Raw genomic sequence first — 21,314 nt, forward strand, 5'->3', positions numbered from 1 at the left:
CAACCGCCACACCCGAAAGTCCAACAGATCAAACAATAAAAAACAGAGAGGACTTATGACTTCCACCACACAGCTCAAACCCACACTCGGCACCCTGCACCTGTGGGGCATTGCCGTCGGCCTGGTGATTTCCGGCGAATATTTCGGCTGGAGTTACGGCTGGGGCACCGCCGGCACCCTGGGTTTTCTGGTCACGGCCTTGATGGTCGCAACCATGTACACCTGCTTCATCTTCAGTTTCACCGAATTGACTACTGCGATCCCACACGCCGGCGGGCCGTTTGCCTACAGCCGTCGGGCGTTCGGCGAGAAAGGCGGATTGATCGCCGGCATCGCCACGCTGATCGAGTTCGTCTTTGCGCCACCGGCGATTGCCATGGCCATCGGCGCTTACCTCAACGTGCAATATCCGGAGCTTGATCCGAAGATCGCCGCCGTCGGCGCGTATTTCGTCTTCATGACGTTGAACATCCTCGGCGTCAGCATCGCGGCGACCTTTGAGCTGGTAGTCACCGTGCTCGCCGTCGCCGAGTTGCTGGTGTTCATGGGCGTGGTCGCGCCGGGCTTCAGCTTCAGTAACTTCGTGCTGAATGGCTGGTCGGGCTCGAATGAATTCACCCTGGGGTCGATCCCCGGGATCTTCGCGGCGATACCGTTCGCAATCTGGTTCTTCCTCGCCATCGAGGGCGCCGCCATGGCCGCCGAAGAAGCGAAGGACCCGAAACGGACGATTCCCAAAGCCTACGTCAGCGGCATTCTGACCCTGGTGTTCCTCGCCATCGGCGTAATGGTCATGGCCGGCGGCGTCGGCGACTGGCGCCAACTGTCGAACATCAACGACCCGCTGCCACAAGCGATGAAAGCTGTGGTCGGCAACAATTCGTCGTGGATGCACATGCTGGTGTGGATCGGCCTGTTCGGCCTGGTGGCGAGTTTCCACGGGATCATTCTTGGCTACTCGCGGCAGTTCTTCGCCCTCGCCCGCGCCGGTTATCTGCCTAAAGGCCTGGCCAAGCTGTCGCGCTTCCAGACGCCACATCGGGCGATTCTGGCCGGTGGCGTGATCGGCATTGCGGCGATTTACAGCGACGGTCTGGTCAATCTGCAAGGCATGACCCTGACCGCAGCGATGATCACCATGTCGGTGTTCGGCGCGATCGTGATGTACATCATCAGCATGCTCAGCCTGTTCAGACTGCGTAAGACCGAGCCGAACCTGGAGCGCACCTTCCGTGCGCCGGGCTATCCGGTGGTGCCGGCGATTGCGCTGTTTCTGGCGGTGGTGTGCCTGATCGCGATGGCGTGGTTCAACACGCTGATCGGTTGTGTGTTCCTTGGCTTCATGGCCGCTGGTTACCTGTATTTCCAGCTGACCGCCAAGCAACGCGCCGAAGCGCCGGCAGACGCTATGCTCGAAGGTATCTAGTTGCACCGGCACCGGGCCTTTCGCCCGGTGCCCGCTATATAGAGGTGCACACAAATCCAATGTGGGAGCGAGCTTGCTCGCGAAGGCGTAGGGTCAGGCGAAAGGGATGCTGAATGACACACCGCATTCGCGAGCAAGCTCGCTCCCACAGGGAACTGAGTTATCCACAGAATCAGGAGGACACCGCCCCATGGCCGCATTTGCCCATTCCGTCGGCGCCCAGACCTATCGCTTCGACAGTCTCAAGGACGTCATGGCCAAGGCCAGCCCGGCGCGCTCCGGGGACTTCCTCGCCGGCGTCGCCGCCCTCAATGATGGCGAGCGCGTAGCTGCGCAAATGGCACTGGCCGACATCCCGCTCACGCATTTCCTGCAAGAAGCGCTGATTCCTTATGAGGCTGATGAAGTCACCCGGCTGATCATCGACACCCACGACAAGCAAGCCTTCGCCGTGGTCAGCCACCTCACCGTGGGTAGTTTCCGCGACTGGCTGCTCAGCGAGGCCGCCGACGAAACCAGCCTGCGTAATCTCGCCCCCGGCCTGACTCCGGAAATGGTCGCGGCGGTATCAAAGATCATGCGCGTGCAGGATCTGGTGCTGGTGGCGCAAAAGATCCGCGTGGTCACCAAATTCCGCGGCACCCTCGGCCTGCGTGGGCGCCTGTCGACGCGCCTGCAACCCAATCACCCGACCGACGAACCGTCGGGCATCGCTGCAAGCATTCTCGACGGCCTGCTCTACGGTAATGGCGACGCGATGATCGGTATCAACCCGGCCACCGACAGCATCGCCTCGATTTGCGCGATGCTGGAGATGCTCGACGCGATCATCCAGCGCTATGACATCCCGACCCAGGCCTGCGTGCTGACCCACGTCACCACCTCGATCGAGGCGATCAACCGTGGCGTGCCGCTGGACCTGGTGTTCCAGTCGATTGCCGGCACCGAAGCGGCCAACGCCAGTTTCGGCATCAACCTGAATGTCTTGCAGGAAGGCTACGACGCCGGCCTGAGTCTGAATCGCGGCACTCTCGGGCAGAACCTGATGTATTTCGAAACCGGCCAAGGCAGTGCGCTGTCGGCCAACGCCCATCACGGTGTCGATCAGCAAACCTGCGAAACCCGGGCCTACGCCGTGGCGCGACATTTCAAGCCGTTCCTGGTCAACACGGTTGTAGGATTTATCGGCCCGGAGTACCTCTACAACGGCAAACAGATTATCCGCGCCGGGCTCGAAGACCATTTCTGCGGCAAGCTGCTCGGCGTGCCGATGGGCTGCGATATCTGCTACACCAACCACGCCGAAGCCGATCAGGACGACATGGACACCCTGCTGACGTTGCTCGGTGTCGCCGGGATCAACTTCATCATGGGCATTCCCGGCTCCGACGACATCATGCTCAATTACCAGACCACTTCGTTCCACGACGCGCTCTATGCGCGGCAGACGCTGGGCCTGAAACCGGCGCCGGAGTTCGAGCAATGGCTGGCGAACATGGGCATCTTCACCCAAGCGGACGGCAAGGTCCGCTTCGGTAACAACTTGCCGCCGGCCTTCCGCCAGGCGCTGGCGCAACTGGGATGAGTCACATGGAAAAACCGCCCATCGACCCGCAAAACCCTTGGCTGGAACTACGCCGCCTGACTCCGGCGCGTATTGCTCTGGGCCGCACCGGCACCAGCCTGCCAACCACTGCGCAACTGGACTTCCAGTTTGCCCACGCCCAGGCGCGCGACGCCGTGCATCTGCCTTTCGATCACGCTGGCCTCAGCGCGCAACTGAGCGAGCGCGGACGCGAATCCTTGTTGCTGCACAGCGCCGCCGTGGATCGCAACAGCTACCTGCAACGCCCGGATCTGGGGCGCAAGCTCAGCGACGACTCGGCCCAACGCTTGCGCGAATACGCGCAGGCGCATCCGGGCGGTGTCGATCTGGCGATTGTCGTGGCTGACGGCCTGTCGGCGCTTGCGGTGCATCGGCATACCTTGCCGTTTCTCACACGACTGGAAGAGCAGATGAGCGCCGACGGCTGGTCGATGGCGCCCGTTATTCTGGTGGAACAGGGCCGTGTTGCAGTTGGCGATGAGATCGGTCAACTGCTCGGCGCAAAAATGCTGGTGATGCTGATCGGCGAACGCCCGGGCCTCAGTTCTCCGGACAGCCTCGGTTTATATTTCACCTACAATCCAAAGATCGGCCTGACCGACGCCTACCGCAACTGCATTTCCAATGTAAGGCTCGAAGGCTTGAGCTACGGCATGGCGGCGCATCGCTTGCTGTATTTGATGCGCGAAGCTTGTCGCAGACAGCTGTCGGGCGTGAATCTGAAGGACGAAGCACAGGTTCAGACGCTGGAGTCGGACGCCGGTGCGGACATGAAAGGAAACTTCCTACTCAGCCCGCCTCCTGCCTGAACCGTTTCCGCATTGCGTTTCTGCGCAGGTTTCAGGCAGGATCGATGCACGGCCGCACGGGTTTCCCATCGCCGTCAGAGCAGTTGAAGACAGCCACTTGAAGACGAGACCTATCATGCGGATTATTCAAGCGACCCTCGAACATCTGGATTTACTGACTCCGTTGTTCGTCAAATATCGCGAGTTCTACGGTTCCCTGCCTTACCCGGATTCCTCCCGCGCGTTCCTCGAAAAACGCCTGCGCCGCAAGGAATCGGTGATCTATCTGGCCCTGGCCGATGATGACGACAAAAAACTGATGGGTTTCTGTCAGCTCTATCCAAGCTTTTCCTCGTTGTCGCTCAAACGCGTATGGATCCTCAACGACATCTATGTCGCCGAAGATGCCCGCCGCCAACTGGTCGCCGACAACCTGATCCGCACCGCGAAGAAAATGGCCAAGGAAACCCAGGCCGTGCGCATGCGCGTCTCCACCAGCAGCAACAACGAAGTCGCGCAGAAAACCTATGAATCCATCGGGTTCAAGGAAGACACCGAGTTCAAGAACTACGTGCTGCCGATCAGCGACGAACTCTGACTGTCAATGAAACGTGTGATGAGGGAGCCCGCTCCCTCAGGCACGCCGACTGCTTGCTGACAATTGTTCACACCTCGACATCCCTCGCTACAAAACCAACGCGCTTTTCATCCTTCAGACCGTATAATCCCGATCTTTCCGGCTTGTAAGAAAAACTACACCCGCTTGTAGGCTTACACGAAGTCATCCGCACAGGCCTGCCGAGTCGGGCCGTCAAACAGGTGCCCCCATGGATTTCAACCCGCTCGACCTTATCCTGCATCTCGATGTTTACCTCGATTTGCTAGTGAACAACTATGGGCCATGGATCTACGCCATCCTGTTTCTGGTGATTTTCTGTGAAACCGGTCTGGTGGTGATGCCATTCCTGCCGGGTGATTCGTTGCTGTTCATCGCCGGCGCCGTTGCTGCAGGCGGCGGCATGGATCCGGTGCTGCTGGGCGGTCTGCTGATGCTCGCGGCCATACTCGGCGACAGCACCAACTACGTGATCGGACGAACGGCCGGCGAAAAGCTGTTCAGCAACCCGAACTCGAAAATTTTCCGTCGCGATTACCTGCAACAAACCCACGACTTCTACGACAAGCACGGCGGCAAGACCGTGACGCTGGCGCGCTTCCTGCCGATCATCCGCACCTTTGCGCCGTTCGTCGCCGGTGTGGCGAAGATGCCCTACCCGCGGTTCTTCGGTTTCAGCGTGTTCGGTACGGTGTTGTGGGTTGGCGGTCTGGTGACCTTGGGTTATTTCTTCGGCAACGTGCCATTCATCAAGAAAAACCTGTCGTTGCTGGTCGTTGGCATCATCCTGTTGTCGCTGGTCCCGATGATCATCGGCGTGGTTCGCAGCCGATTCGGCGGCACCAAAGCCCAATCACACTAAGCCGATGTGGTCGCTGAGCGCCTGGCGTCGCCGGCGCCTGCTGGCAAAGCACCCGATTGCCGATGAAATGTGGCGACGGGTGCGCCATCACCTGAGCTTTCTTGACGGCATCAGCGCTGCCGAAGATCAGTGGCTGCGCGAAGCCTGCGTACTCTTCCTCGACGACAAACACCTGACCGCCCTGCCCGGCGTCGAACTGCATCAGGAACAACGCCTGTTGCTCGCGGCGCAGGCGCAATTGCCGCTGCTGCATCTGGGCGATTTGAACTGGTATCAGGGGTTTCATGAGATCGTGCTGTATCCCGACGACTTCCTCAGCCCGCAACGTCACCGCGACGCCAGCGGTGTCGAACACGAATGGGACGGCGAGCACAGCGGCGAAGCCTGGCAACAGGGGCCGATCATCCTCGCCTGGCCCGGCGTGATGGCCAGTGGTGGCTGGGAAGGCTACAACCTGGTGATCCACGAACTGGCGCACAAACTCGACATGCTCAACGGTGACGCCAACGGCCTGCCGCCGCTGCACGCCGACATGCGCGTCAGCGACTGGGCCGAGGTGATGCAACACGCCTACGACGACCTCAACCGTCAGCTCGATCGCAACCCTGATGCCGAAACCGCCATCGATCCGTATGCGGCGGAAAACCCCGCCGAGTTCTTCGCCGTCACCAGCGAGTACTTTTTCAGCGCCCCGGATCTGCTGCACGAGGCTTATCCACAGGTCTATGCGCAGCTACAGCTTTTCTACCGTCAGGACCCGTTGGGCAGGTTGCGGCAACTTCAGGCCACAGACCCGGTCTATCAGGCGCACGACTAAGCGCTGCACGACTTTCGGTACATGGCGTCGACGGCAGAATATGCCTATAATCGCCGCCACTTTTTGGTCAATCCGGCCAAGTGTTTTTGGTCAACTACGGGGGCAACGCCCAATGAGCTACAGCAAGATTCCGGCTGGCAAAGACCTGCCGAACGACATCTACGTCGCGATCGAGATTCCGGCCAACCACGCGCCGATCAAATACGAAATCGACAAAGACAGCGATTGCCTGTTCGTTGACCGTTTCATGGCCACCCCAATGTTCTACCCGGCCAACTACGGTTACATCCCGAACACCCTGGCTGACGACGGTGATCCCCTCGACGTGCTGGTTGTGACCCCTTACCCGGTTGCTCCAGGCTCGGTGATCCGCGCACGTCCAGTCGGCATCCTGAACATGACCGACGACGGCGGCGGCGATGCCAAAGTCATCGCAGTGCCACACGACAAGCTGTCCCAGCTGTACGTCGACGTGAAGGAATACACCGACCTGCCGCCACTGCTGATCCAGCAGATCGAGCACTTCTTCGCGAACTACAAAGATCTCGAAAAAGGCAAATGGGTCAAGATCGAAGGCTGGGCCGGTGCAGACGCCGCCCGCGAAGCAATCACCAAGTCGGTTGCCGCCTACAAAGGCTAAGCTCCCGCGCTACGCGTGATGCTTGAAGAAAACCCCGGTTGATCCGGGGTTTTTTGTGCCTGTGAAAAGCTGCCTTAAACAGAGTGTTTATAGCGGACTACAGAAAAGTTTTAACCTGTGTAATTTCCCACAAGAACGTCTTACATCCCGTCGCAAAATTCAGCCCGTTTTTGAACGCCCGGTTTATTCAAACTGCTCTAGCACGGCCGTAGACTCCGTGTTTATGAGAAAGAACACTAGCGGTCCAAGATTCAAGGCACTCCTGGAAGCTGCGAACATCTCGACGACGGGTTTCGCAAAGTTCTGGGGCACGGAAGCCCAAAATGTCCACAACTGGTACACCCGGGGCGTCCCGGCGTATCGCATGGAAGAAGTCTCACGCCTGCTGTCCGTCAACAGCGAATGGCTGAAAACCGGCGAAGGCGCCAAGGAATCGCCGAGCCTGACACCCCCTGCCAGCAACGGCGACACCTACGACGCCCACGATCCTCAGGGCGCCTATCGGTTCATCAATCCCAACGACATCGACCTGGCCTTCTTCAAGGAAACGCCGCTCACCAACGGCTCCGGCAAAACACACGTCATCCATGACCCGGACCAATCCATTCGCCTGCTGCGCGCGCACCTCGACAAACTGGACATTCGCCATACAGACGCCATCTGCGCGCACATGATCGGCAACAGCATGGCCGAGCGCATCGAAGATGGCTCCGTCGTCGCCATCGACCGCGGCCTGACCCAAGTCGTCGACGGCGAAATCTACGCCATCGAACACGACGGCATGCTACGCATCAAATACCTGCACCGCATGCCCGGCAACGGCTTGCGCCTGCGCAGCCACAACAACAGCGAATACCCGGACGAAGTGTTCCATCCGGCGCAAATCGAAGAGCAGCGAATTCATATATTGGGCTGGGTGTTCTGGTGGTCGACAGTGAGCAAACGGCGGCCGGTGGTGCCGTTTCTTTGATCCGGTGCGCCTTTTCTACTTTGCACAATCCCTGTGGGAGCGAGCCTGCTCGCGAAGAGGCCCGGACAATCGGTACAAATCCCGGATTTCTGGCGAAGAAGTCGCTCTAAACCGCACTTCAGACTGGGAATCCCAGGCAAAACTCAGTATCCTGCGCCCCACATTTGCGCATCGACCCGCCCCGCGGCTCAGGCAGCGCCCGACGCGGCAGACCAACGTCTGACCAAGTCCCACAGCCGGACGCAGATCCGGATGTACGTTTTGAAGGCTGGCAAGGCTTACCAAAAATAGGCCAAGCCAGTCCCCGAGAAGCCGGCCACAAGCCGGCTTTTTAATGTCTGAAATAAACCCGTCCCCACATTATTCGCACACGTATCAGTCCACAGCCGACATCGAAAAAACGATTTGCATGCCGTCATTTCCGGTGACATCAATAGGCATCCGGCGCCAAGGGGCATCGATGAGCAAACTTACCCGTTGTCTGATCCTGTTTAGTGGCGCGAGCCTGTCCTTTCTGGCGAAGGCAGCCCCGGTACAATTCAGTGATTACCGTGCTTTTTATGAGTCGCTGGGCAGCAACCTGTTTACAGGGCCCGGGACCGAACTGAGCATGCCCTGCTCGGAATCACCGAGGCACTGCCTTTGGGTCAATGCCATGCGCCCGGCGTTTGAACGTTATGACCAGGCGCAGTGGAGCGCCCCCGAAGATCTGGCTCTCAGCCCGCCCAAAGGCATGCCCGAGATTGTCTTCGATGGCGAGGCCCTGATGATCGGCAAACAGCGTTGGCTACTGCGCGACGCCAGCAACTTCGCGCCACCGGCATGGCGCACAAATGATCCCGTCGACCCGGAAAATCTGGCGTCGGCTACGGTTTGGCGCCATGGCACCTCGACGTGTGTCGAGATGCAGTATGTGAGCAGTGGCCACGGTGTTCGCTACACTCAGGTGCTGTTGGTGCACGAGCGACACCTTTACGCACTACCGCCGCTGTTTGCGTCCTGTGCAGGCATTCGCAGGGCGCCGCGGAACCAGTTCAGTTATCCGGACAATTCCTATCTGGGTCCAGAGCTGGAAAACAGCCCTCTCGGTCTGAAAATGGATTATCGGCTGTCCGATGGTAAAACGCCGGTTGCGCAGTACCTGCTGCACTTCCCGGACCCGGGAAACCCCTACGTATTCGAGGCGCACCGTCAATAAGCGGCCGCGAGCAAAGCTGTCATGAGTTTGCCCCCGCACGATGGTCATCATGGTCGGGGATCAACGTGAAAGGTCAGCCACGGGGTAACTTTCAAGGAAGAAACACACGATGACCGACGCAACTCAAGTAAAGAAAGTCTGCTTCGCCCCTTTGCGCACACTGGATAGCGACAGCCGGTGCGCCGACGATGGCGGCACGGCCAGCCTGCGTCGCAAGCGCAAAAACCGCCTGCCTATCAATCCTGCCTGCCTGCTTTTCATCGGTTTTTTCCTGACCGGCCCTCTGCCTCAAGCGGCTGAACAGCCGCTGACGCTCACTCGTTGCTTTGTCAGTCCACCCTCCACCGTCACGCCCTACACTTCGGCCAATGAAGCGCCAACCATGCCCGTGAATGACCGTTACCGCGCGCCAGCCACTTCGCCCCGTCTAGGCACTCTGGATGTGCTCGCCGTCGGCATAAGTCTCGATGTATTCCGGCAGGGTCAGGTCTGGAAAGCCTTGCAGGAGCAGAATGCGAAACAGGCCGATTCCCTGCACGCGGGCAGCATCCTGCCGACCGATCCAGGAAAATACCCAGTGGATAGCGACGACAAGGACCTGGCCTACGAAAAGCGCAAGGCTGACGCGCTCGAACTGGGTTTACGCGACTTCGTGGAGAAATGGCCCATTCCCACCATCACCGTGGTCCGAGGCTGGAACCCCGCTACGCCGAACCTGCGCTTCTCTCCAGATAGAACCCGAAAGATGCTCTCAGGCATGGTCGACTCTTACCGCACGGAGGCGGGCCTGCACTGGCATCGCGTGCGTAATCTGCAAGACGGCATAGTCTGCAACGACACCCCTGAAGGTCTGTTGGAAGCGTTATTCCAGTTGTTCGAGCAAAACCCCGACCTCCCCGCCGTGCTGATCTACAACGTAGAGGGCTTCAGCATGTCGTTTGCCCTCTCCGCAAAAAAAGCGCCGCTGATTGGTGGGCCCGGGCCGCGTAAGCCCGGTGAGCTCACCGACTCGATGGTCGCCATGGTCGTCGGGCGCCCCGAGCGCGTTGAATGGCTGCGTTACTACGCTCAGTTTGCCAGGATCAACGAGAACAGAATCGACCCGGAGTTCACCGGTTGGGGAGCACGCAAACCCGCCGTGGCGTTTCAGCCCTCGCCGTTCATTCCTCAACCCTGGACCCAGCGTGCGTTCGAGCAATGGGATGCGCTGCCGGTACTGGCCAGGCTGCATCGGCCGGTCAGCGTGTCGCTGCGGCGGCCGAATAACGGCGAACCGCTGAAGCGTGAGGCGATGACGCTGAAGCTGGCCGCTGGCTGGAACGAGGCAACGGCCGGGCTCACGCAAAAGCCCACCCGGCTGTTCTTCGACAGTGGCTCGAACGCCACGGCAATGGCGCAGCTGTTGCCAGCGCTCAACGCAACACACAGTTCGCTGAACCTGCTCGATTCGCGCGCGGGTTACGACCTTACTCAGCGCTTGGGTGACACTGGCTCGGCTTCGCCTTTTGTCGGGCTCACGCTCGCGACGATGGCCAGCTACTTGAATGCCGACACCAGCGTGGTGATGCCGATGCGCCGTCAGGATCAGGCGACGATCATCGCCGTAACCTCTCCAACACCCGGAAAGAAACCAGTGGGCAACGAGCACTTCAGCGTCACCTTGATGCCATCCTCCGCCAGTACCTATTCAGCCCCGTGAACCGCGGATACGGCGTGAGCCTTTAGGCGGTTCCGCTGTGTCATTCGGCAACCGACACTTGCCAATTGCAATGGCTCGGTGCTAAATCCAGCCCTGTCACCGCCCTCTGTTTTTACCCGCATCCCCGACCCCGGCCGGATTCCGGTATTGAGCCTCACGGGAATCCATGGAATGGCCCTGCATATCCCGACCCTGCTGGTCGTTTCGGTCTTCGTCTTCTTTTTGATGGGGTTGTTGACGCTGCACGCCTGGTATCGCGAAACCCGCGAGCCGCCGCTTGCCTATCTCGGCAGCATGATGCTGCTGGGCGCCCTGGGCGTGGTGCTGGTCAGTTGGCGTGATCGAGGCGTCGACTTGATTCCCATTGTGTTTGGCAATGTGATTTTACTGCTCAGCGCCGCAATGAACTGGACGGCCATGCGCACGCTGGTCGGGCGCAGGCCTTCAGTGTCCGGCATTATGGCGGGGGCGTTCGCCTGGCTGACGTTGTGCCTGATTCCCGCCTTCTACGAGTCGATGCCCAATCGGGTTCTAATCTACTCCTTGCTGGCATTCGGTTACGGCGTGATGACCACGCTGGAGCTCTGGCGCAGCCGCCACACCCTGGACGTCGCGTTTATGCCGGCGCTGGTGCTGACCGTTTTGCACACCGTGTTCTACGCGGTTCGCAGTGCGACCGATGAAGGGCTGCCGGTGACCAAAGCTTTGCTGGGCAGTGGCGAGGGCGTGCCGTTTTTCTCGTTCATGCTGTTCGAGTCGATGCTCTATGTCATCGGCATTGCCTACATCACGCTGGCGATGGTCAAGGAGCGTGCAGAGCTCAAGCTCAAAGCGGCGGCGTTCAGCGATCCGCTGACGGGCATTGGCAATCGTCGCGCGTTCATGATGAACGCCGGGCAGTTGCTTGCCGAAAGTCAGCAATACGGGGAACCGGCAGCGTTGTTGCTGTGCGACCTGGATAACTTCAAGCGCCTGAATGACACCTATGGCCATCCCGTTGGGGATCAGGCGTTGATCGCGTTTGGCCGGATCGTGGTCGAGAGCCTGCGCAAGGAAGATGTTTGCGGGCGGATCGGCGGTGAGGAGTTTGCTTGCCTTCTCAGCGACTGCGACGAGCAGACTGCACTGGAGATTGCTGAGCGAATCCGCCGCTCCTTTTCGCAATTGTCGATTCTTGAGCCGGGGTTGCTCAGCGTCAGCATCGGCGTAGTAACCACTCGCGAATCCGGCTACGACTTGTCCCGCCTGCTCTCGGAAGCCGATCAGGCGCTGTACGGTGCCAAGGATCAGGGGCGCAATCGTGTGCAGACGTTGCGCTCGCTGTACCTGAGTCTCACGGATAACTGAACGACTTCACCAGCGTCAGCTCCCCCACCGCGCGCATCGGGATCAGAAACGTCTCCATTTTCTCGTTCGGTGTGCCTTCTTCAGTAATCACCGTCACCTGCGCGGTGGTCAGCGCCTGCACCGCCTCATCGCCGCCATCCTCATCCCCGCGATAGCCACCGCCGTAGTAATTCACATACACCAGATACTGGCCCTTGATCGGCGCCGGCATGGCGAAGATTTCCGGGCCGTAGCCGGTGGTGACGTCAACGTCGAGTGCTGCACCGTTGGGTGCGACGCGGTTGCCGTACCAGATGTGTGCGCCGTCGGGGGTGACGAGGTGCAGGTCAAGGTCGGTGCCGTCGCTGTCCCACGCCAGCAGTACGCGCAGTTTTGCCGGGGTGGCGCCGCCGCTGGTGTTGAGAAATTGCGTGCGGTGGCGTTGTTGGCCGTCGGGGCTGCGCACTTCGACGCTGTTGCTGCCATTGGGGAAGGAGAACGGACGATCGAAGTGGCCGCTGTCGTCAATTTTCAGCGGCATGCTCACGCCGTTGACGATCAGTCGGCCGGGCTCGTTGCTTTTGGGCGAGGCTTTGATGTCGCCGCTGATGCGGGCAGTGTTGGCCTGGCCGACCGGGGTGTTGACCGACGAGGCCGGGTAGTTGACGGTCTGGCGAAAGCTTTCGCCCTCGCCTTCGGGGGCGCCGCTGCGCCAGCCGCCGACCGGGGTGTCGAGTTTGTCGCTGTCGGCAGCGATGGCCGGCGCTAGTGCGGTCAACGTGCAGAGCAGCAACAAGACCTGTGGATAACGGAGTGTCATGGTCTATTCCAGCAAAAGATGACGGGCGAGCCCTTCGATGTAGGTTTCATCCTGGCCATTGGGGTGTGCTTCAAAGGCCAGGTGCAGATATTCGTGGGTCAGGTCGAGGCGATCCTGCAGGGTCAGCACGCCACGTACGTAAATACGTTGGCGTTCACGGTCGACGAAGGGCCGGCCGAAGGCGAGTTTGCACACGGCGAATGTGCTGACTTCGTTGTAGCCGGTTTCGCTTTCCAGCTTCGGGCGCCAGCCGCGTCGCTGTTTTTGCAGCCAGTCTTGCGCGGTGGGCAGCGCTTCGCAGGAAGCAACCGGGTTGTCCCAACGGCTAAGGCTGGCGCGCGGGTAGGCGTGCAGCAGAATCGCGTCGTAACGTTGACCGGCGTTAGCCTGCTCGACGGCTTGTTGCCAGGCGAGTTTGTCCGGGCCGGGTTGATCGGAGTGATAGGTGACGGTGCTACCGGCCAGCACCAGATCCGCTGTCCACGCCGCGATGTTGCGTGATTCCACCGAAGCTGGCCGTGGTGCGACGCGCTGGCGATTGCTGCTGTCATCGATACTCAGGCAGTCGCCGTTGCGCGTGGCGTTTTGCAGCAGATACGTGCGAATCGCCACGGCCAACGCCTTGGCGGCTTCGGCAGGTTCCGGTTTGGCTTCGCGCTCAAGGACGCGGGCGACGTATTCTTCGCGATCAAGCCTGGCGACGAGTTTGTCGTTGAGCAGAAACAGTTCGCCGTCACTGTGGATATCCAGCGCGTTGCCATTGGCGAATTCGACGCGGTAATCGCCTTGTAACGGGCCGGAAGTCACCACCCGCTCGCCAGTTAGAACCCGCGTAACCGGATAACGCGAGAACAACCCGACTTCAACACAACGCCCCGCCTCTGCCGGCCATACCGCTGGCAAAACGGTCGCCAACCCCTGGCCGTAATGGCGCAAGACCATCTGGCTGGTGCCACGTCCGCCCGCCCAGATCGGCGAGCCATCAGCTGTCCAGCCAGCAAACCCACCCTGCCGCGATTGCGGGTCCTGATCGCCAAGCCAGCTCCAGGTTTTCACCCGCAAGCGCCCGCCCAATTCACCCACGACATTGCCGTCCGCCGCATTCAGCACCACATCGAGAAGCACTCGACGCGCCTGATCCTGCGCCGGCAACACGGCCAATACCTTCAATAACTCAACCACGGAAACCCGTTGAGCCGGTTGCACCGACGGCAAATCCAGCAACCACGACGGAGCCTGTCGCGCCTGCCAGTACGCCCGCCAATCGGCAGAAGAAATGCCCAACCGCGCAGGCTCGAAATACAACCCACACGACTTAACCAACGCCTGATCGCGTTCGATCTTGCCGCCCGCCGTGCAGCAATAAACCTCTTCCTTCGACTGTCCGCGACATTCATAAGCCGGTTCGCGCGCGCCGGTGTCCACCAGCCATGCGTAGACAAACAACTTCCACAAACTGCCCAGCGGTGTATCCAGTGACGACGGCAACGGTTCACGCTTGATCAGTTGCGTCTGACTCAACGACAACAACTCACCCTTGTATGCCACGCGCAGCGGCTCATCCTGCGCCGTCGCCAGCGCAGGCATCACACACATCAGCAGCCACAGCAGCGGCCGGGTCATGTCAGTTGACCGTGACCTGACCGAGGGCCGCTTTCGCTTCCTGGGCCTGATGCTGCGGTGCGTAGACTTGCTTGAAACGCACCGGCGGCAGGTTGAACTGGCCCTTCTGTGAGAAGCGCACCAGATGGCGCAGGCGCAACTCACCGCTCAACGCATCGACCGGCACCGCATAAGCCAACTGACCCGGTTCGAAGCGCGCTTTCTCCAGCGCCGTCGGTTCGGTGCCGTCCTTGCCCTGCAACTTGATGCCCCACGTCGTGCGCTCGACATCGGCACCCGGTGGCAGCGGCACTTCGAGCATGCCGTAGCGCAGCGGTTTCGGCGCTTTGCTGGTGAGGATCACTTCGTCCAGATACAGACTGTCGCTGGACAGCGGCTTGCTGCCGACCGGCTCCAGTTTGAAGGTGAACGCTTCGTCGCCTGGTACCAGTCGCGACAGGCGACGGGTGATGGTCACGGCCATCGGATCGACCGCAGGTTGTTGGGTCTGGAAGCTCAGCGCCGCACGCAGCGGACGCTCTTGTGTGCCCGACACGGTCAACACGCTAGGCACTGGTGTCGCGCCTTGCCACGTCCAGTACATCTCGCCGCTGGCACCGTAGTTTTTCTTCCAGCCTTCACCCGGTGTCAGGGCAATGGTCGGCGAAGCCTGAGCGATGCTGCGTTGCAGCCAGGTCAGCGCCAGCGCACGTTCAAGGGTTGATTGCTGAGGCAGCAGACGTTGCAGTAACGCTTGCGCATGGGCCTGATCGAACGGTTGCAGCGACAGGTTCAACGCTTCGGCAAACGGCTGCGAACTGACCGACAGACGCTGTTGCGCAGCCGCCACCTGACGATTGAACGCGTCTGGCAAGGCCACTTTCGATTGCGTGGCCAACGAAGCGGTCAACACCCGCGCTGCCGCCAGACCGAGCGCCGAATCCGGATCACTCATCACCAGACTGTCTTCACCATCGTCGAGCATGGTTTCGGCATTGCCTTCACCGGCCTTGGCCAGATCGTCCATCAAGCCGCTGAGCAGTGTGTTCACCGGCAAATGCATCTGCTTGGCGAACGACAGAATCAGCGCCCGTTGCAGCAACGGCGTGTTCGGCGCCTGCTTGGCGTACACCTCCAGCACACGCTGCCAGTGCTCCGGCGGTAGGGTGAGCTCCAGCACTTGGCTGGCGTTCCAGTCGGCGTAATAGGCGTAGGCAGTGAGGAAAGCATCCGGCTCACCGTCGTACCCCCACCAGGTGAAGCTCGCCGATGGCCCGGCCATTTGCACCAGACGCAGACGGCTGTTCTGCATGATCAGGCGCAAGCGATCACGGATCTGCGGATTCGACGCCAGCGACGGATAAGCGATGCTCAATGGCAGCAAACGACTGGCCGTCTGCTCGACGCCGCCGTACGGATAGCTGAGCAGATCATCAAGAGCCGAACGGAACAGCGCTTGCGGACTGTCATCCAGACGCAAACGAATATCCGTGGCGTCGGCCGGCAGACTCAACGGCGTGTCACCACTGGCGACATCAAGACTTTGCGTCTGCGTCACTTGCCAGCCGTCACCGGTCGCACTCAGGCGCACGGCAAGGGAGTCGGCGGTTTTGCCGTCCTGCACCAACTCCGCCGTCCACTCGCCGGAAGCCAGGGCGAACGCCGGCAGCGGCAGGTAATTGATGCCGTTGTTCAGGGTTACCGGCAGGCGTTGTTCGGCACCGGCGTAGTGAGTGACCAGTTCAGCCTTGACCGGTTTATCGGCCTGACTGAACGCGAACACACCAAGTTGCGGTTGATCGCCTTTGCGGAATTTGCTCGGGCCGCTCCACTTCAGGTACAGCGGTTTTTCCGAACGGACGAATTGCTTCTTCTGCCCGACCTGACCGTCATCGGCGATCGCGCGGGCAGTGATGCGCCAGCGGGTCAGCGAGTCCGGCATCTTGAAGGTGAAGCGGGTTTTGCCGTCGGCACCGGTCAACAACTCCGGCTGCCACGCGGCGGTGTCGACGTCCTCACGACGCGGACGTTCCAGCACTTTCACCCCGCGCTCGCTGCGGTTGGCTTTGCCGGGTGCGCCGGGGCTGCCCGGCAAAGCAACGTCGTAACTGATGAACGACAGGCTGGCGCTGGTGCGCACGTTGTTACGGCGCGGGTGGTAGAAGAACTGGTCGATGGTCGGCGCGACTTCCGGTTGCAGCGCGTAGACCATTTCGTCGACGACGCTGACGGTCAGATGCGCCGGAACCGCTTTGCCGGCGAACTGCGTAGTCAGGTCAACCGTGACCGTGTCGCCCGGCAGATACACCGCTTTGTCGGTGCTGATCGCCACGTCGATTTGCGGCGCGACCACTTTTATCCCGGCGTTCTGGAAGCTGTACTGCCCGCCCTTGGTGTAGAGCACCGAGAAGGTCAGGTTCGGCGCGAAGTTGTCCTTCACCGGGATGCGCGCGCGGTATTGGGTGTCGCTGAGTTTTTCCAGTTTCAGCCAGTCGCCGCCCTTGGCCAATAGCGCGGTGGCTTCGACCTTGTCGCGCTCCAGCGACAGCAGAGCATCGCTGACCGGCTCCGGGAACGTGATCAGCGCCAGCGCTTCATCGCCCGCCTTGTACTCAGGCTTGTCGAGGACGATTTCCACGGTGCCCGGCACCGCTTTGACGCCGTCGCCAGTGACCGAATGCCCAGTGGCACCGAGCACGCGACCGTGTTGATCTTTCAAGGTCAGGTTGTAGGTACCCGGACGCTCAAAGGCCAGACTGAAACCTTTATCCGTCGCCGCCAGTTTGCCTTCGCCAGTGCTCTGGTCTTCCAGACGCACCCAGCCATACGTGCTCGGCGTCACCGCTTTGCTTTGCTCGCTGCCGCCTTCGTTGGCGTAGCTGAACGCAACCTTGTCGCCGACCGCACTGAAGCGTTGCGGCGCGCTCAAGAGAAAACTCGCGGCGCCACGGTCGATGAGGATTTCCTTGGTGGTCTTGACCCGATACGCCGCGCCATCGCTGGCGAACACGGTAAGCATGTAGCGGCTCGGTTTGTCGGCCGCCGGCAGGTCGAGAGTCGCGTTACCTTTGCTGTCGGTGGTCAGTTCGGTGCTGGTCAGTTCCACCGGGAATTGCCCGAGGTATTGCAGCTCGTTGTCGACCATCGACAGTTGCTGGGCGCGCAGGCTCAAGGTCAGTTTGGCGTTGGCCACTGGTTTGCCGTCCGGGTAGAGCAACACCAGACTGCCTTTGACCGGTTCGCCGGTGCGGTAATCCTGCTTGGCCAGATTCAGCGAAATCTCGAAATGCGGCTTGATGTATTCGGCCACACGGAAGGCGCTGCTGTAAGCCTGATCCTTATAGTTGAAACGAATCTCGTAACCGCCCGCCACCGCGTTGTCCGGCAACTGGAAACGGCCCTGAGTGCCGGCCTTCGAATCGAGTTTCAGATCGAGGTGCTGCAACTCGGTACCGGTAGCATCGAGCACGCTGACCGTGACATCTGCCGCGCCCGGCAACACCGAATCCCGCGCATTCTTGAATTCGCGACCGACGATTTTCAGCGACACCCAATCGCCCGGGCGATACAGCGGCCGGTCGGTAAAGGCATACAGTTTGGTGTCGTAGATTTCGCTGTCGTAATAGAAGTTTTCCGAGACGAATACACCGCCCTCTTCGTCCTCGCCAATCACGAACGAACGCTCCGGGCTGACGTGTTTCAGGCGCAGCAAACCATCGGCGTCAGTAGCGCCGCTGCTCATCACGCCGAGGCCATCGGTCCACAGCACGTTGACCTTCGGTACCGAACTGCCTTCGTGTTTGCGCGCAGCCCAGACCAGCAATTCATCGCCGGCAATCTTGCTTACCGCGACGGTATTGGAAACGAAGACCATGGTGGTCGCGCGGTACTTGCCGATCAGCGCTTCGACCAGATACAGACCCGGCTTCAAATTGCCCAACGGGATGTAAACGTTGCCCGGCGCGACGCTGACGAAATCGCTGGAAGACCCGGCCAGATTGACCCCGGCCGGAGGCTCGATCGGCTTGGCCTGCCACAACGGATAACGGAACTGGCTGACCACCGGCAGACCGGGAATCAGCGCAAATTGCGGCTGCGCGTCGTACGGTGTCGGCGCGGCGATGGCGTTGCCCATCTTCAGTTCCGGCACTTCTTCGGTGACCTGTTTGCGCGATTCATAAGAGAACGCGCGCTGCATCACCCGACGGGATTTGCGGTACCAGTTGTCCCACAAGTAAGCGAGGGTGTTGGACAAGCCTTCGCCCTTGAACTGACCGTCACTGACCACGCGATGCAGGTTCTTCTGGCGCTTGAGGAAATCCAGCGGCTTGTCGATGCGGTACACGCGGATGTCGGCGCCGCCATACGGTTCCATGCGGAAACGACGGTAGTCACGACCCGGCGCTTCGAGGCGCACCATCGCCTGTTCGTCGGCCGCGAAACTGCTATCGGCCAGCAGGAAAAAGCTTTCGCCCGAGACCGGCGTATAGCCGCTCGGCTCGACCGAATCTTCGGCACTAACGGTGGCCACTGGCAGCAACAGCGCCAGCAGCAAAGGAATTCGGGAACAGAGTCGCAACATGCGGGCACCGGTCATTGGGAGAGAAAGTTCAGTCGATAGACGCCGATGAAGTTGGGGTTGGCTGCGTCGGGTATCCATCGGGTGTCCTTCCATGTCATGAGTTGCTGCAGGCTTGCCGAACGCATGCCGTTGTCAGTTGGGGTAGTGGTGCCGGTGTGATAGGCGATGTAACGGCCCATCCAGATCATCAGGTGCTGGTCGTCGCCCTGATCGAAAAACATCAGATCACCGGGCCGTGCCTGCGACACGTCGCGACTAACCAAGTGGCTGTTGAACTGAATCAGTTTGATCGCATTGACGTATGGCCCGACCTTGCCGCCGCCCTGCTGCCATTGCTGGGCAAGCTTGCGCTGCTCATCGCTGAGCGACAGTTCCGGGGGCAGATAGCGATTGGACAGGCCATTGCTGCGCAGCCATTTGTCGTCGTGGACCTTCAATGCCTCATTGGCGGCAAAGCGCACCAACCCGGCACAGTCCTGCTGATACCAGCGCGGGCTCGGGCCCTGGCTCAGTTGCTCCTGGGCGATGCGCACGAACCAGGCACGAAACACCTGGGATTGCGCCGGATCCAGCGCTGGCGCTTCGACGGCTCGGGCGCCCGCACTGAGTAACAGCGCGAGCAAGCCGAGGCTGCGGATCAGTGCGGTCACAGCGCTTTCCATTCCAGCGGCAACCATTGCCAGTGGCCATCGGGCTCGCTGCCTTCAGGCAAGGTCAGGGTATATTTGCCGTAGCCGCCGAGGGTGCGCAGTTTCGGGATCAGGTAGGTTTGCGCGGCGTTGTAAAACACCGGCTCCATGTCCTGCGGCAGGCTGTCGAGGGTTTCCTGCTGCATCAGTTGCGCCATCGAATCCGGGCCGAAGTAGATCGGCATCGGTACATCTTTGGGCAGCACGTCGGCCATCGGCGGGAAGCGTTTGTCGAGGGTGCCGAGGGCCTTGTCGACGAGTTTGTCGTCGAGGGAGAACAGCAGGGTCGAGCCATGACGGGCGAGGCTGACCTTCATGAACGCCTTGCCGGAAATCGCGTCCGGGTTTTCCGCAGTCTTCGCCGCGTACGGACCGAAATTGGAGCTGACCTGACGCTGCCAGACGTGGTTCTGGCCTTCCTGCTTCTCTACTACCGGGAACACGTTTTCGTCGACGTTGGCCTCGAACGCACCGACCATCGAACCGAACAGCTTGCCGAGGTCGCCATCGAGTTTGCTGCTGTCCTCATCTTTCAGGCTGGCCACCAGCAACGGCGTGTACAAACGCGAATCGGCGTACCAGCACAGGCCTGCCGCGCCGGCCACGTGTTCGGTGAGCGTTTGCGCCACCGCTTCTTCGGCGCCGAGTTTTACCAACAATGGTTTTTGCGGTTCGGCCGCGACCGGCAAGGTGACGCAGGCACTGGCACCCAGCGGCATCGCTTGCCAGACCGGTTTGAAATCGAAGTCTGGCTGGTTATCCAGTTCGTCCATGGCCAGATAGCTGTGCCAGCCCTTGTCGTCCATGTCGAAACGCAGCCCGGCGAAGTTCGGGATGAAACGCTGATAACCCATGGCCAGAACACTGGAATTAACCGACAGGCGCTGTTTGGTTTCCGCGGTTTTCGCCGGCAGGCCGAACGCTTCAGGGAACAGTTTTTCGCCATTGAGCAACGCCGCCAGCGCTTGTGGCGAGACGTGGCCGGACTCTTCAGAGGCGCCGCTTTGCGGGTCGTAGTACTTGGCCGGATTGGACAGCACCACCAGTTTGTCGCCGTGGGAGGCAAACAGCAGGGCTTTGCTGGCGTTATAGGTCAGTTGGTACAGCGGCACGCTATCGCCGCCGACTTTGAGTTCGCCCATCTGACTGAGCTGCGTGTCATCCAGCGCGACTTTCGCCAGCGGTTCGAGCAGTTTCGCCAGCCCGCCGCGATCCATCACCAGCAGAAAATCCTTCAAGCGACCATCCGCGCCACGCCACAACGCTACGTCAGCCGGTTGATCGAAAAGCTGTTCGATCAGGCTGTCCTGCAGCTTCAGGTCATGCTCGTAGATGATCCGGCGCAGGCTGCCGATCAAGCCGAGGCGATCCGCGTGGGTCTCGTAATAGAAGACAAAATCTTCGGTGAGCGTGGCCTTGAGGAACGGCACCGTCAGCAGGTCCTTGGGCAACTGGCTCAACGAGCGGGTTTCCAGCAACGCGTCAGGGCGGCTCAAGCCGAGCTTGTCACTGGCCAAATCCGTCGGCGGCGCTTTGGGCTTGTGCAAAAACCAGCCAAGACCGCCCGCCACCCCGGCCACCAGGCACAGCCCGGCCAGCAGCAACGGCCATTTCCGGGAAGGTGGAGTCGCTGGCGTAGCGGCAACTGGAGTCACAGTGTTATCACTCATCGT

15 protein-coding genes and 1 pseudogene are annotated in these 21,314 nt (G+C 60.5%); 11 read left to right on the forward strand and 5 right to left on the reverse strand.

Translation table 11 applies throughout. The features are described from left to right. The first annotated feature begins 55 nt into the window (after window positions 1–55). From eat to A8O26_RS15725, 11 genes and pseudogenes are all read left to right on the forward strand, one after another. On the forward strand, window positions 56–1,426 hold the full coding sequence (eat, locus tag A8O26_RS15675; protein ID WP_064118829.1) for an ethanolamine permease: 1,371 nt from the start codon (window positions 56–58) through the stop codon (window positions 1,424–1,426). A 190-nt stretch (window positions 1,427–1,616) separates the two neighbouring features. Then, window positions 1,617–3,011 (forward strand): ethanolamine ammonia-lyase subunit EutB, encoded by a 1,395-nt coding sequence (locus tag A8O26_RS15680; protein ID WP_064118830.1) that lies wholly within the window; start codon window positions 1,617–1,619, stop codon window positions 3,009–3,011. Between the two features lie 5 nt (window positions 3,012–3,016). After that, the gene (gene eutC / locus A8O26_RS15685; RefSeq protein WP_064118831.1) at window positions 3,017–3,841 is read left to right on the forward strand and encodes an ethanolamine ammonia-lyase subunit EutC; all 825 of its coding nucleotides are present in this window, start codon (window positions 3,017–3,019) and stop codon (window positions 3,839–3,841) included. 115 nt (window positions 3,842–3,956) lie between these two features. Further along, entirely contained in the window at window positions 3,957–4,418 is a 462-nt protein-coding gene (locus A8O26_RS15690) for a GNAT family N-acetyltransferase (protein WP_003228592.1), read from the forward strand. 229 nt (window positions 4,419–4,647) lie between these two features. Beyond that, complete coding sequence (locus A8O26_RS15695; protein WP_064118832.1) at window positions 4,648–5,298, forward strand: DedA family protein; 651 nt, start codon at window positions 4,648–4,650, stop codon at window positions 5,296–5,298. A 4-nt stretch (window positions 5,299–5,302) separates the two neighbouring features. Beyond that, window positions 5,303–6,115 carry a zinc-dependent peptidase gene (locus A8O26_RS15700; protein ID WP_064118833.1) on the forward strand — a complete coding sequence of 271 codons (813 nt, stop codon included), beginning with the start codon at window positions 5,303–5,305 and terminating at the stop codon, window positions 6,113–6,115. 112 nt (window positions 6,116–6,227) lie between these two features. Beyond that, complete coding sequence (ppa, locus tag A8O26_RS15705; RefSeq protein WP_003205933.1) at window positions 6,228–6,755, forward strand: inorganic diphosphatase; 528 nt, start codon at window positions 6,228–6,230, stop codon at window positions 6,753–6,755. A 223-nt stretch (window positions 6,756–6,978) separates the two neighbouring features. Then, the gene (locus tag A8O26_RS15710; RefSeq protein WP_064118834.1) at window positions 6,979–7,725 is read left to right on the forward strand and encodes a S24 family peptidase; all 747 of its coding nucleotides are present in this window, start codon (window positions 6,979–6,981) and stop codon (window positions 7,723–7,725) included. 460 nt (window positions 7,726–8,185) lie between these two features. Beyond that, complete coding sequence (locus A8O26_RS15715) at window positions 8,186–8,923, forward strand: hypothetical protein (RefSeq protein ID WP_064118835.1); 738 nt, start codon at window positions 8,186–8,188, stop codon at window positions 8,921–8,923. Between the two features lie 109 nt (window positions 8,924–9,032). After that, window positions 9,033–10,607 (forward strand): annotated as a pseudogene (locus A8O26_RS15720) (type VI lipase adapter Tla3 domain-containing protein); the annotation flags it as partial. Window positions 10,608–10,793: 186 nt separating this feature from the next. After that, window positions 10,794–11,969 carry a GGDEF domain-containing protein gene (locus A8O26_RS15725; protein ID WP_064118836.1) on the forward strand — a complete coding sequence of 392 codons (1,176 nt, stop codon included), beginning with the start codon at window positions 10,794–10,796 and terminating at the stop codon, window positions 11,967–11,969. Here A8O26_RS15725 and A8O26_RS15730 read toward each other — a convergent pair. From A8O26_RS15730 to A8O26_RS15750, 5 genes are read right to left on the reverse strand one after another with little or no spacing between them, the layout of a single operon-like run. After that, complete coding sequence (locus A8O26_RS15730; RefSeq protein WP_064118837.1) at window positions 11,956–12,768, reverse strand: YfaP family protein; 813 nt, start codon at window positions 12,766–12,768, stop codon at window positions 11,956–11,958. The two genes, A8O26_RS15725 and A8O26_RS15730, sit on opposite strands and share 14 nt — an antisense overlap. Window positions 12,769–12,771: 3 nt before the next feature. Further along, the gene (locus tag A8O26_RS15735) at window positions 12,772–14,391 is read right to left on the reverse strand and encodes a DUF2300 domain-containing protein (RefSeq protein WP_064118838.1); all 1,620 of its coding nucleotides are present in this window, start codon (window positions 14,389–14,391) and stop codon (window positions 12,772–12,774) included. Window position 14,392: 1 nt separating this feature from the next. Next, entirely contained in the window at window positions 14,393–18,967 is a 4,575-nt protein-coding gene (locus A8O26_RS15740; protein ID WP_081265202.1) for an alpha-2-macroglobulin family protein, read from the reverse strand. Further along, window positions 18,964–19,614 (reverse strand): DUF1175 domain-containing protein, encoded by a 651-nt coding sequence (locus tag A8O26_RS15745; RefSeq protein ID WP_034153738.1) that lies wholly within the window; start codon window positions 19,612–19,614, stop codon window positions 18,964–18,966. Before A8O26_RS15745 ends, A8O26_RS15740 begins: the two co-directional genes overlap by 4 nt. After that, entirely contained in the window at window positions 19,599–21,311 is a 1,713-nt protein-coding gene (locus tag A8O26_RS15750) for a DUF2138 domain-containing protein (protein ID WP_064118839.1), read from the reverse strand. The genes A8O26_RS15745 and A8O26_RS15750 overlap by 16 nt, the downstream gene beginning before the upstream one ends. Window positions 21,312–21,314 lie beyond the last annotated feature (3 nt).

The sequence above is a fragment of the Pseudomonas fluorescens genome (genome assembly GCF_001648775.1).
GTDB lineage: Bacteria > Pseudomonadota > Gammaproteobacteria > Pseudomonadales > Pseudomonadaceae > Aquipseudomonas > Aquipseudomonas fluorescens_M.

What these genes read in the sequence shown, in the direction of transcription:
- eat (WP_064118829.1), top strand. Translation starts at nt 56, where the DNA reads ATGACTTCCACCACACAGCTCAAACCCACACTCGGCACCCTGCACCTG.
- A8O26_RS15680 (WP_064118830.1), top strand. Translation starts at nt 1,617, where the DNA reads ATGGCCGCATTTGCCCATTCCGTCGGCGCCCAGACCTATCGCTTCGAC.
- eutC (WP_064118831.1), top strand. Translation starts at nt 3,017, where the DNA reads ATGGAAAAACCGCCCATCGACCCGCAAAACCCTTGGCTGGAACTACGC.
- A8O26_RS15690 (WP_003228592.1), top strand. Translation starts at nt 3,957, where the DNA reads ATGCGGATTATTCAAGCGACCCTCGAACATCTGGATTTACTGACTCCG.
- A8O26_RS15695 (WP_064118832.1), top strand. Translation starts at nt 4,648, where the DNA reads ATGGATTTCAACCCGCTCGACCTTATCCTGCATCTCGATGTTTACCTC.
- A8O26_RS15700 (WP_064118833.1), top strand. Translation starts at nt 5,303, where the DNA reads ATGTGGTCGCTGAGCGCCTGGCGTCGCCGGCGCCTGCTGGCAAAGCAC.
- ppa (WP_003205933.1), top strand. Translation starts at nt 6,228, where the DNA reads ATGAGCTACAGCAAGATTCCGGCTGGCAAAGACCTGCCGAACGACATC.
- A8O26_RS15710 (WP_064118834.1), top strand. Translation starts at nt 6,979, where the DNA reads ATGAGAAAGAACACTAGCGGTCCAAGATTCAAGGCACTCCTGGAAGCT.
- A8O26_RS15715 (WP_064118835.1), top strand. Translation starts at nt 8,186, where the DNA reads ATGAGCAAACTTACCCGTTGTCTGATCCTGTTTAGTGGCGCGAGCCTG.
- A8O26_RS15725 (WP_064118836.1), top strand. Translation starts at nt 10,794, where the DNA reads ATGGCCCTGCATATCCCGACCCTGCTGGTCGTTTCGGTCTTCGTCTTC.
- A8O26_RS15730 (WP_064118837.1), bottom strand. Translation starts at nt 12,768, where the DNA reads ATGACACTCCGTTATCCACAGGTCTTGTTGCTGCTCTGCACGTTGACC.
- A8O26_RS15735 (WP_064118838.1), bottom strand. Translation starts at nt 14,391, where the DNA reads ATGACCCGGCCGCTGCTGTGGCTGCTGATGTGTGTGATGCCTGCGCTG.
- A8O26_RS15740 (WP_081265202.1), bottom strand. Translation starts at nt 18,967, where the DNA reads ATGACCGGTGCCCGCATGTTGCGACTCTGTTCCCGAATTCCTTTGCTG.
- A8O26_RS15745 (WP_034153738.1), bottom strand. Translation starts at nt 19,614, where the DNA reads ATGGAAAGCGCTGTGACCGCACTGATCCGCAGCCTCGGCTTGCTCGCG.
- A8O26_RS15750 (WP_064118839.1), bottom strand. Translation starts at nt 21,311, where the DNA reads ATGAGTGATAACACTGTGACTCCAGTTGCCGCTACGCCAGCGACTCCA.